This window comes from Streptomyces pilosus (genome assembly GCF_014649835.1).
Classification (GTDB): Bacteria; Actinomycetota; Actinomycetes; order Streptomycetales; family Streptomycetaceae; genus Streptomyces; species Streptomyces pilosus.
The window spans coordinates 260,165-271,946 of sequence record NZ_BMTU01000001.1 but is presented as its reverse complement, the minus strand read 5'-3'; the positions used below and the strand labels follow the sequence as shown (position 1 = coordinate 271,946).

The 11,782-nt window shown below is 72.4% G+C and carries 7 protein-coding genes; 3 read left to right on the top strand and 4 right to left on the bottom strand.

Going from position 1 to position 11,782, the window contains the following annotated elements:
- Window positions 1-2: 2 nt before the first annotated feature.
- Together IE118_RS01245 and IE118_RS01240 are read right to left on the bottom strand one after the other, a co-directional pair.
- Window positions 3-1,373 carry an ADP-ribosylglycohydrolase family protein gene (locus tag IE118_RS01245; RefSeq protein WP_229846635.1) on the bottom strand — a complete coding sequence of 457 codons (1,371 nt, stop codon included), beginning with the start codon at window positions 1,371-1,373 and terminating at the stop codon, window positions 3-5.
- Entirely contained in the window at window positions 1,370-2,374 is a 1,005-nt protein-coding gene (locus IE118_RS01240) for an ADP-ribosylglycohydrolase family protein (protein ID WP_189555317.1), read from the bottom strand. Before IE118_RS01240 ends, IE118_RS01245 begins: the two co-directional genes overlap by 4 nt.
- Before the next feature lie 287 nt (window positions 2,375-2,661).
- Here IE118_RS01240 and IE118_RS01235 point away from each other — a divergent pair, with 287 nt between their 5' ends.
- The 3 genes from IE118_RS01235 to IE118_RS01225 all read left to right on the top strand — a co-directional run bounded on the left by IE118_RS01235 (window position 2,662) and on the right by IE118_RS01225 (window position 9,843).
- The gene (locus tag IE118_RS01235; protein ID WP_189555316.1) at window positions 2,662-3,393 is read left to right on the top strand and encodes a VIT1/CCC1 transporter family protein; all 732 of its coding nucleotides are present in this window, start codon (window positions 2,662-2,664) and stop codon (window positions 3,391-3,393) included.
- Between the two features lie 371 nt (window positions 3,394-3,764).
- Entirely contained in the window at window positions 3,765-8,387 is a 4,623-nt protein-coding gene (gene gltB, locus IE118_RS01230; protein ID WP_189556041.1) for a glutamate synthase large subunit, read from the top strand.
- Window positions 8,380-9,843 carry a glutamate synthase subunit beta gene (locus tag IE118_RS01225; RefSeq protein ID WP_189555315.1) on the top strand — a complete coding sequence of 488 codons (1,464 nt, stop codon included), beginning with the start codon at window positions 8,380-8,382 and terminating at the stop codon, window positions 9,841-9,843. Before gltB ends, IE118_RS01225 begins: the two co-directional genes overlap by 8 nt.
- Window positions 9,844-9,948: 105 nt before the next feature.
- On the opposite strand, the gene IE118_RS01220 is transcribed toward IE118_RS01225, so the two are convergent.
- Window positions 9,949-10,743: a chitosanase gene (locus IE118_RS01220; protein WP_189555314.1), complete on the bottom strand. Its 795-nt coding sequence runs from the start codon at window positions 10,741-10,743 to the stop codon at window positions 9,949-9,951.
- A 25-nt stretch (window positions 10,744-10,768) separates the two neighbouring features.
- A complete protein-coding gene (locus tag IE118_RS01215) occupies window positions 10,769-11,689 on the bottom strand; it encodes a rhomboid family intramembrane serine protease (RefSeq protein ID WP_189555313.1) in 921 nt (306 codons plus the stop codon).
- Between the last annotated feature and the right edge of the window lie 93 nt (window positions 11,690-11,782).

Here is an 11,782-nt window from a genome sequence, read left to right as displayed (position 1 = left end):
AATCATCCCTCCGGCGGGGCGGGATACGCGGCTTCGAGGAGTCCGGCGAGTTCCACGAGGTCCGTTCCGGTGAGCCGGGGCAGTGCGCAGCCGGAGAGGATGCGGCAGCTGTCCCGCCACGACGCCGGGATCGCCGTGCCCCCGCCGAGCGCGCCGGTGAGGGCGCCGACGAGCGCCGGGGCGGAGTCCGCGACCCGGGACAGACAGGCGGCGGCCGGGACCGCCTCCGCGATCCCGCCGCGGGCGGCGGTGGCCAGGGCGAGGGCGACCGGGACGGTCTCGGCCGCGGCGATGCCGTAGCTGTAGACGTGGTCGACGATCTGGTGCTCCAGCGGCGGTACGAGGGCGAAGGCGCTGTCGGCGTCCGCCGCGAGCTTCAGGGCGTGCCGGGCGTTGCGGCCGATCTCCGTGTCCTCGGGCAGTTCGGCGCAGGCCGCGGCCGCGCAGGCGTCCGGAGAGGCGCCGCTCAGGGCGAGGGCGACGGCGGCGGCCATGGCGCGGGCGCCGTGCACGCCGTCGCCGTCCTGGGTGTAGCGGGCGTCGAACTCGGCGAGGTCGGCGGCGGCGCGGGGGTCGCCGGGGTGGGCGACGGCCAGGACGCACGCGCGTACGCAGGCCGCGTCGTCGAAGAAGTGGGGGTTGTCGTGGCCGGTGGCGGGCGGGCGCAGGCCGGTGGCGAGGTTGCCGAGGCCGGCCCGGACGGAGATGCGCGCGCGCAGCGGGAGGACGGCGGACTCCGTCTCGGGGGCGCGGTTCGCCGCGGCGGCGATCTCGGCGGCGACGGTGTTCCAGGTCAGGTCGATGGCGGCGCGGGTACGGCGTGCGCGGCTGAGGTCCCCGAAGGCGGAGTCGTCCCCGGCGCGCAGGACGGCCTCCGCCGCGAAGGCCGCCCATTCGGCGTCGTCGGACGGGCCGAGACGGAGGGGCTCGGAGGGCTGGTTGAGGGCGATGGGGACGGGGAGGGTGGTCGTCGCGTTCTGTTCGGCGAAGGTGTCGAGTTCACGGGTGAGGCGCCTGGTCCACTCCGGCATGCGGGCCGCGCGGTGGCGGGCGGCGGGCCAGCCGGCCGCGTCGCCCGCGGCGAGGCCGAGGAGGAGACCCTCGATGCGGGCTGCCTGCGGCGGCTGCGGGCGGGGTTCGGCGTAGGCCTGCTGCGAGTGTGTGGGAAGTCCGGCCTCGGCTGCGCCTTCGGCCAGGGTGTTCCCACCCGCACCACCCGTGCGGGTTCCGAGGCCGGGTGCGGGTGGCCCCTGTGGGGCCTGATCACCGTCGACGGGTGTGGGGGGTTGCGTGCGTGGGGGTGCGTTCTCGTCGCCGGGTGCGGCGGGTGCGGGTGCGGGTGGGGTCGCGGGGGTGGTGGTCTGTGTGGTCATGAGGGGGTCTCCGGGGTCAGGAGGTCCGCGATCGTCAGGACGTGGTGGCCCGCCATGGCGGGCAGGCAGGTCCCCCGGGCCGGGGCGATGGCGGCCGCCCAGCGGGCCGGGACGGCGTCGACGCCCTGGGTCGCGCCGGCCAGCGCCCCCGCCACCGCCGCCGTCGTGTCGGCGTCGCGGCCCATGTTGACGGCCGTCAGCACCGCCTGTGCGAAGTCCCCGTCGGCCGCCGCGTACGCGCCGAAGGCGAGGGCGACCGCCTCGGGGGCCAGGTCGGTCCACGGGTAACCGCCGATCACCACCGCCGCGCGGACCGCGCGTTCGCCGAGGTGGGCCGCGGTCACGGCGCGGCGCAGGGAGCGGGCGGTCCAGGAGTCCTCCGGCACCACCGCCAGCGCCGAGGCGACCACCGCGACCACCGGCGCCCCCGCCATCGCCGCCGCGACACCCGCCGCGACCGCCTGGCCGCCGTAGATGCCCTCGCCGTCGTGGCTGACCGAGCCGTCGACCGCCGCCAGCCGGGCCGCCTCGTCGGGGCGGCCCGCCGCGAACACCCCGTGCGGTGCCGCCCGCATCGCCAGCCCGTCGCTCCAGGCGTGCCGGTGCTGGGCGGAGATGGGCGCCGCCAGCCCCCGGCGCAGGTTCTCCAGCGTGCCGCGTTCGCTGAAGCCCGCCCCGCGGAAGGGGCCCTCGGCGCGGTCCGCGATCCACTCGTGCCAGGCCGCCTCGACGTGCGCCGGGGTGAGGGCGGAGCCGTGCCGGGCCAGCAGCAGGCCGGAGAAGATCGCGTACTCGGTGTCGTCCGTGCCCGCCGGGCGCTCGCTCACGTACCCCGTGATGCGGCCCCACTTCGCACGGATCTCGGAGGGCTTCATGTTCTCGGCCGGGGCGCCCAGCGCGTCTCCTACGGCCAGGCCGAGCAGGGCGCCGCGCGCCCGTTCGCGGCGCCCCGGGGTGGCCGCGGACGCCGGGAGCGAGGGGATGCGGGCGGTCGATGCCATACGCGGCTCTCCTCTCAGGCGCGCCCCGAGAAGGGCGCCGAGCCCTTTGCGGAACTGTCCCCGGTGCGGTGTCCGGCGCAGCCTCGGACGCCGCGGTGTCACCCGGTCGGCATCCGGGCGTCCCTCCCCGAGGACCGGCCGGACGTCCCTCCGCGGGGACCCGCCGGAGACACAAAACCGCAGGTTAGCGCAGCCTTTCCTTGCTGGCGGGCGGGAATACGGAGGCGTAGATTGGTAATTATCAAAGAATAGAACTTGTCCAAAGAAGATGCTCTGGGGGCACCGGCATGGCCATCATCGAGACCGAGGCGACGCTGCACGAGGCGCACCGCGACAACCACACCCACCGGGACGTGAACGGGGGCTGGCTGCGACCCGCGGTGTTCGGCGCGATGGACGGACTGGTCTCCAACCTCGCCCTGATGACCGGTGTCGCCGGCGGCTCCGTCAGCCAGCAGACCGTCGTCCTCACCGGCCTCGCCGGACTGGCCGCCGGCGCCTTCTCCATGGCGGCAGGCGAGTACACCTCCGTCGCCTCCCAGCGCGAGCTGGTCGAGGCCGAACTGGACGTCGAGCGGCGTGAGCTGCGCAAGCACCCGAAGGACGAGGAAGCCGAACTCGCCGCCCTCTACCAGGCCCGCGGCGTCGAGCCCGGACTGGCCCGCGAGGTCGCCCGCCAGCTGTCGAAGGACCCCGAGCAGGCCCTGGAGATCCACGCCCGCGAGGAGCTCGGCATCGACCCCGGCGACCTCCCCTCGCCCACCGTGGCCGCCGTCTCCAGCTTCGGCTCCTTCGCCCTGGGTGCCCTGCTGCCGGTCCTGCCGTACCTGCTCGGCGCGAGCAGCCTGTGGCCGGCCGTGCTGGTGGCGCTGCTCGGCCTCTTCCTGTGCGGTGCGGTGGTGGCCAAGGTGACGGCGCGCAGCTGGTGGTACAGCGGTCTGCGGCAGCTGGCGCTCGGTGGCGCGGCGGCCGGTGTGACGTACGCCCTGGGCGCGCTGTTCGGAACGGCCGTAGGATGACCCCCCTCACGCTTATGCGGAGAGCTGCATAAGTAGCCGTAACTAGCTGGTTTCGGTGGCATGACCACTGGGCATGAGCCGTAAGCGCTGTGGGCAATGAGGCCGACAACGTGCTCCGCGGGGCGGGCGAAGGAGCCCTTTCCCGCCACCGACCGACGGACACCGATCTGTCCTGCCCGGTCCTCACGGCTTTCACCGCCGGGCGCGGAACCCCCGCCGCGCCTCGACCGGTGTCCACATGGTGGAACGTAAAATCCCGGTTTCCGAGAGTCGCTCCATCATGTAACCTGCACCAGCTTTTGCTTCCCACGCAGAGGGCCAACGTCGTCCCTCGGCACTGCACATGCCACATGACGACGACGGGAGAGCCGATGCGTACGCCGCGCCAGCCGTCCCAGCATTCTCCGAACGACCGCCCGAACTGGTCGTTCATGGATGCTCGCCCTGCCGCGCAGGGCATGTACGACCCCCGCGACGAGCACGACGCCTGCGGCGTCGGTTTCGTCGCCACCCTCACCGGCGAGGCGTCCCACACCCTGGTGGAGCAGGCACTCACCGTTCTGCGCAACCTCGAGCACCGCGGCGCCACCGGCTCCGAGCCGGACTCCGGCGACGGCGCGGGGATCCTCTCCCAGGTGCCGGACGCCTTCTTCCGCGAGGTGGCCGGATTCGAACTGCCGGAGGCCGGCGGTTACGCCGTCGGTATCGCCTTCCTGCCGGAGGCCGGTACCGACGAGGCCGTCGCCCGGATCGACGCGATCGCCGCCGCCGAGGGCCTCACCGTCCTCGGCTGGCGCGAGGTGCCGGTCGCGCCCCAGCTGCTCGGCGCCACGGCCCGCTCCACCATGCCGGTCTTCCGGCAGATCTTCGTCAGCGCCGGCGACAGCCGCGGCATCGAGCTCGACCGCAAGGCGTTCGTGCTGCGCAAGCGGGCCGAGCGCGAGGCGGGCGTCTACTTCCCGTCGCTGTCGGCCCGGACGATCGTCTACAAGGGCATGCTGACCACCGGCCAGCTCGAGCCCTTCTTCCCGGACCTGTCCGACCGGCGCTTCGGCTCCGCGATCGCCCTGGTGCACTCCCGGTTCTCCACGAACACCTTCCCGTCGTGGCCGCTCGCGCACCCCTACCGGTTCGTCGCGCACAACGGTGAGATCAACACCGTCAAGGGCAACCGCAACTGGATGCGCGCCCGCGAGTCCCAGCTCGCCTCCGACCTCTTCGGCTCCGCCGGCGACGCGGGCGGCGGGGACGGCGGGGGCCTGGAGCGGATCTTCCCCGTCTGTACGCCCGACGCCTCCGACTCCGCCTCGTTCGACGAGGTGCTGGAGCTCCTGCACCTGGGCGGCAGGTCCCTGCCGCACTCGGTGCTGATGATGATCCCGGAGGCGTGGGAGAACCACGACTCCATGGACCCGGCCCGGCGCGCCTTCTACCAGTACCACTCCACGATGATGGAGCCCTGGGACGGCCCCGCCTGCGTCACCTTCACCGACGGCACCCAGGTCGGCGCCGTGCTCGACCGCAACGGCCTGCGCCCCGGCCGCTACTGGGTCACCGACGACGGTCTCGTCGTCCTCGGCTCCGAGGTCGGCGTGCTCGACATCGACCCGGCGAAGGTCGTCCGCAAGGGCCGCCTCCAGCCCGGCCGCATGTTCCTCGTCGACACCGCCGAGCACCGCATCATCGAGGACGACGAGATCAAGTCCGCCCTGGCCGCCGAGCACCCGTACGCGGAGTGGCTCGAGGCCGGCGAGATCGAGCTGTCCGACCTGCCCGAGCGCGAGCACATCGTGCACACCCACGCCTCGGTCACCCGCCGCCAGCAGACCTTCGGCTACACCGAGGAGGAGCTGCGCGTCCTCATCGCGCCGATGGCCAAGGCCGGTGCCGAGCCGATCGGCTCGATGGGCACCGACTCGCCGATCGCCGCCCTCAGCGAGCGCCCGCGGCTGCTCTTCGACTACTTCACCCAGCTGTTCGCGCAGGTCACCAACCCGCCGCTGGACGCCATCCGTGAGGAGCTGGTCACCTCCCTGCTCTCCTCGCTGGGCCCGCAGGGCAACCTGCTCGACCCGACCGCCGCCGCGTGCCGCAGCGTCACGCTGCCCTTCCCGGTGATCGACAACGACGAGCTGGCCAAGCTCATCCACATCAACGCCGACGGCGACATGCCCGGCTTCAAGGCCGCGACCCTCTCCGGCCTGTACCGGGTCTCCGGCGGCGGTGACGCCCTCGCGACACGCATCGAGGCGATCTGCGCCGAGGCCGACGCCGCCATCGAGAACGGCGCCCGCCTCATCGTCCTGTCGGACCGGCACTCCGACGCCGAGCACGCGCCGATCCCGTCGCTGCTGCTCACCGCGGCCGTCCACCACCACCTCATCCGCACCAAGCAGCGCACCCACGTGGGCCTGCTGGTCGAGGCCGGGGACGTCCGCGAGGTCCACCACGTGGCCCTGCTCATCGGGTACGGCGCCGCCGCCGTCAACCCGTACCTGGCGATGGAGTCCGTCGAGGACCTGGTCCGCGCGGGCACCTTCCTGCCCGGCACGGAGCCCGAGAAGGCCATCCGCAACCTGATCCACGCGCTCGGCAAGGGCGTCCTCAAGGTCATGTCCAAGATGGGCATCTCCACGGTCGCCTCCTACCGGGGCGCCCAGGTCTTCGAGGCGGTCGGCCTCGCCGAGGACTTCGTGGAGAAGTACTTCAACGGCACCGCCACCAAGATCGGCGGCGTCGGCATCGACGTGATCGCCAAGGAGGTCGCCGCCCGCCACGCCAAGGCCTACCCGGCCTCCGGCATCGCTCCCGCGCACCGCGCGCTGGAGATCGGCGGCGAGTACCAGTGGCGCCGCGAGGGCGAACCGCACCTGTTCGATCCGGAGACGGTCTTCCGTCTGCAGCACTCCACCCGCTCCGGCCGCTACGAGATCTTCAAGAAGTACACCGAGCGCGTGAACGAGCAGTCCGAGCGGCTGATGACGCTCCGCGGGCTCTTCGGCTTCAAGTCCGGCCGGGGCCCGATCCCGGTCGACGAGGTCGAGCCGGTCTCCGAGATCGTCAAGCGGTTCTCCACCGGCGCCATGTCGTACGGCTCCATCTCCCAGGAGGCGCACGAGACGCTCGCCATCGCGATGAACCAGCTGGGCGGCAAGTCGAACACCGGTGAGGGCGGCGAGGACCCCGAGCGCCTGTACGACCCGGCCCGCCGCTCCGCCATCAAGCAGGTCGCCTCCGGCCGCTTCGGCGTGACCTCCGAGTACCTGGTCAACGCCGACGACATCCAGATCAAGATGGCCCAGGGCGCCAAGCCCGGCGAGGGCGGCCAGCTGCCCGGCCACAAGGTCTACCCCTGGGTCGCCAAGACCCGCCACAGCACCCCCGGCGTGGGGCTCATCTCCCCGCCGCCGCACCACGACATCTACTCCATCGAGGACCTCGCCCAGCTGATCCACGACCTGAAGAACGCCAACCCACGGGCGCGCATTCACGTCAAGCTGGTCTCCGAGGTCGGCGTCGGCACCGTCGCCGCGGGTGTCTCCAAGGCCCACGCGGACGTCGTGCTGATCTCCGGCCACGACGGCGGCACCGGCGCCTCCCCGCTCACCTCGCTGAAGCACGCGGGCGGCCCCTGGGAGCTCGGTCTCGCCGAGACCCAGCAGACCCTGCTGCTCAACGGACTGCGCGACCGGATCGTCGTGCAGACCGACGGCCAGCTCAAGACCGGCCGTGACGTGGTCATCGCCGCCCTGCTGGGCGCCGAGGAGTTCGGCTTCGCCACCGCCCCGCTGGTCGTCTCCGGCTGCGTCATGATGCGCGTCTGCCACCTGGACACCTGCCCGGTCGGCATCGCCACTCAGAACCCGGTGCTGCGCGACCGCTTCTCCGGCAAGGCCGAGTACGTCGTGAACTTCTTCCGCTTCATCGCCGAAGAGGTCCGCGAGCTCCTGGCCGAGCTGGGCTTCCGCTCCATCGAGGAGGCCGTCGGCCACGCCGAGGTCCTCGACGTGACCCGCGCGGTGAACCACTGGAAGGCGCAGGGCCTGGAGCTGGAACCGCTGTTCCACGTGCCCGACCTGCCCGAGGGCGCCGTCCGCCACCAGGCCGTCACCCAGGACCACGGTCTGGAGAAGGCCCTCGACAACGAGCTGATCAAGCTCGCCGCCGACGCGTTGTCCGCCTCCGGCGCCGAGGACGCCCAGCCGGTGCGCGCCCGGATCGCCATCCGGAACATCAACCGCACGGTCGGCACCATGCTCGGCCACGAGGTGACCAAGAAGTTCGGCGGGGCGGGCCTGCCCGACGACACCATCGACATCACCTTCACCGGCTCCGCCGGCCAGTCCTTCGGCGCCTTCCTCCCGCGCGGCGTCACGCTGCGCCTGGAGGGCGACGCCAACGACTACGTCGGCAAGGGCCTGTCCGGCGGCCGGATCGTGGTCCGCCCGGACCGCGCGGCCGACCACCTCGCCGAGTACTCCACCATCGCGGGCAACACGATCGCCTACGGCGCGACCGGCGGCGAGCTGTTCCTGCGCGGCCGCACCGGCGAGCGGTTCTGCGTCCGCAACTCCGGCGCGCTGGTCGTCTCCGAGGGCGTGGGCGACCACGGCTGCGAGTACATGACCGGCGGCCACGCGGTCGTCCTCGGCGAGACCGGGCGCAACTTCGCGGCCGGCATGTCCGGCGGCATCGCGTACGTCATCGACCTGGACCGGGACAACGTCAACGCGGGCAACCTGGAGGCCGTCCAGCCGCTGGACGAGGCCGACGGGCAGTGGCTGCACGACGTGGTCCGCCGGCACCGGGAGGAGACGGGCTCCACCGTCGCCGAGAAGCTGCTCGCCGAGTGGGACACCGCCGTGCGGCGCTTCAGCAAGATCATCCCCACCACGTACAAGTCAGTGCTCGCCGCCAAGGACGCCGCCGAGCGAGCCGGTCTCTCCGAGACCGAGATCACCGAGAAGATGATGGAGGCGGCGACCCATGGCTGATCCGAAGGGCTTTCTGAACCACGGCCGCGAGGTCGCCAGGACCCGTCCGGTCGAGGAGCGCACCAAGGACTGGAACGAGGTCTACGTCCCCGGCTCCCTGCTGCCCATCATCAGCAAGCAGGCCAGCCGCTGCATGGACTGCGGCATCCCGTTCTGTCACAACGGCTGCCCGCTCGGGAACCTCATCCCCGAGTGGAACGACTACGCCTACCGCGAGGACTGGGGCGCCGCCTCCGAGCGGCTGCACGCCACCAACAACTTCCCGGAGTTCACCGGCCGGCTGTGCCCCGCTCCGTGCGAGTCGGCGTGCGTGCTGGGCATCAACCAGCCGCCGGTCACCATCAAGAACGTCGAGGTCTCGATCATCGACAAGGCGTGGGAGACCGGTGACGTCGCCCCGCAGATCCCCGAGCGCCTGTCCGGCAAGACCGTCGCGGTCGTCGGCTCGGGCCCCGCGGGCCTGGCCGCCGCCCAGCAGCTGACCCGGGCCGGCCACACGGTCGCCGTGTACGAGCGCGCCGACCGCATCGGCGGCCTGCTGCGCTACGGCATCCCCGAGTTCAAGATGGAGAAGCGGCACATCAACCGCCGCATCGAGCAGATGCGCGCGGAGGGCACCAAGTTCCGCACCGGCGTCGAGATCGGCCGCGACATGCCGGCCACCGCGCTGCGCAAGCGGTACGACGCCGTGGTCCTCGCCGTGGGCGCGACGACCGCGCGCGACCTGCCGGTGCCCGGCCGTGAGCTCAAGGGCATCCACCAGGCCATGGAGTACCTGCCGCTGGCCAACAAGGTGCAGGAGGGCGACTACGTCGCCCCGCCGATCTCCGCCGAGGGCAAGCACGTCGTCGTCATCGGCGGCGGTGACACCGGCGCCGACTGCGTGGGCACCGCCCACCGCCAGGGCGCGGCCTCCGTCACCCAGCTGGAGATCATGCCCCGCCCGGGCGAGGAGCGGAACCCGGTCTCCCAGCCCTGGCCGACCTTCCCCATGCTCTACAAGGTCACGTCGGCCCACGAGGAGGGCGGTGAGCGGGTCTACTCCGTCTCCACCACCCACTTCGAGGGCGACGAGGACGGCAACGTCCAGTGGCTGCACCTGACCGAGGTCGAGTTCGTCGACGGCCGGCCGACGCCGAAGCCGGGCAGCGAGCGGAAGATCCCCGCCCAGCTGGTCACCCTCGCCATGGGCTTCACCGGCACCGACCGGGACAACGGCATGGTCGAGCAGTTCGGCCTGGACCTCGACGAGCGGGGTAACATCGCCCGCGACGCCGACTTCCAGACCAACGTGCCCGGCGTGTTCGTCGCCGGTGACGCCGGCCGCGGCCAGTCGCTCATCGTGTGGGCGATCGCCGAGGGCCGCTCGGCCGCCCGCGGCTGCGACCGCTTCCTCACGGGGGCGAGCGAGCTGCCGGCCCCGATCCGTCCGACGGACCGCGCGCTGATGGTCTGACGGCACGTCAAGAACGTTACGTACAAAGGCGTACGGAACACTGGTGGCGCCTGCCCTCCCGTCCCCGACCGGACAACCGGGCAGGCGCCGCCGCATCTCCCGGGCTCACGCCACCTTGTAGGGCGTCCCGTACATCTCCCACTCCAGCGGGGTCTCCAGGTCCAGGTTCCCCTCGTCGAGGAAGCGGCGCTGGACGGTGACGCGGCTGGTGTCGTGGGCGGGGTGCAGCGCGTTCATGGCCTTGCGGCGGACGTCGAGGAACGCGGCGAGGTACTTCTCCTCGTCACCGCCCCCGGCCGGGGTGTCCGCCCGCTTCGCCGCGGCCGCGCGGATGCCGCCGAAGCTCGTGGCGCCGTCCCCGGGGCCGTGGTAGACCATCGCGTCGTAGTAGATGAACTGGCCCAGCGCCGACAGCCCGTCCCGCTCGGCCTGCCGCACCGCCGGGCCGAAGTACTCCGCGTCCCGCTTGGCGTCCTGCGCGGCACGGAACTCCGGCCGCTCCGCCTCCGCCTTCCACGCCGCCGTGAACCCCGGGTCCAGCCCCTCGTGCGAGTCCGTGCCGTCCACCGCGCGCAGCGCCGGCAGGTAGCGGGCCAGTCCGTTGCCCGGATGCTCCCCGGTGTACTCCTCGACCAGGGTCAGCAGGTCGTGCGTACCGGTGCAGAAACCGATGATGCCCGCGGTGTAGCCCTGGCCGTCGCCTATGTCCTCGATGTAGCCGTAGGCGCTGCGCCAGTCGAGCGTGCCGTTCTCGGCGGTGGCGACGATCTGCTGCGCGAGTTCCTTCTTGGCCGGACTGGTCAGACCCGCCGCCTCCTTCCCGCCGCCGGACGGTGCGGACGAGCAGGCCGTCGCCGCGAGCGTGACGACGGACAGGACCGTGAGCAGGGCGCGTTTCATGACCCAAGCGTACGGAAGGGGCGGGTCAGAACGTCCCGCTCCCCAGCGCCGCCGCCTTCGCCAGGGCCAGTACGGCCAGCAGCACCAGCAGCGCGGCGCAGGCCGCCGCCTGGACCAGCACCCGGTGCCTGCCCCGGGGCACGTGGGCGAAGACCAGCGCCACCGCGCCGCCGGCCAGCAGACCGCCCAGGTGCCCCTCCCAGGACGTGAACACCGCGGAGATCACCAGCCACACCAGCAGCCCGGCCAGGAAGCGGTTGACCGGGCCCATGTCGGCGCCCACGCGCCGCGCCATCACGTAGTACGCCGCCCCCACGCCGAAGACCGCGCCGGAGGCACCGACCACGGCGTCCCCGGGCGCGAGCAGCAGCACCAGCACCGAACCGCCCAGCGCGGACAGCAGGTACAGGGCGAGGTAGTGGACCCGGCCGAGCATCGGCTCGACGAGCCGGCCCAGGTTCCACAGCGCCACCATGTTCATCACGATGTGGAGGATGCCGAACGTGCCCCCGGTGGGCGGCAGATGGAGGAACGCGCCGGTCAGCAGCCGGTACCACTCACCGGCCGCGACCCCCTCCGGGGTGAAGCCGGCGGGGTGGGGGTCCATCCACAGGTAGTGCTCGCCGTCCGGCCCGAGCAGTCCCGCGCCCACCATCGCGAAGCGGTCCACGACCTCCGGCCGCAGCACCTCCGCCAGGTACGCGAGCAGGTTGACGGCGATCAGTACGTACGTCACCACCGGCACCGCCGAGACCCGGCCGCCCACCAGGGTGCGGGCCTGCCGCATCGACCGGGCGCCCTCCTTCACGCACTCGGGGCACTGGTGGCCCACGGCCGCCTCCCGCATGCAGTCCGGGCAGATGTACCGCTCGCAACGGGTGCAGCGGACGTGGCACTCCACCTTCGGATGGCGGTAGCAGGTGGTGACGGTGGACTCGGAATCCACGGGCCGGCTCCTCGGGAGGGACGGAAGGGGGAAAGAGCCGGTGATGACGGCGGCGAACAAAATAGCGAACGCCGGTGGGCGGAGTGATCGTCG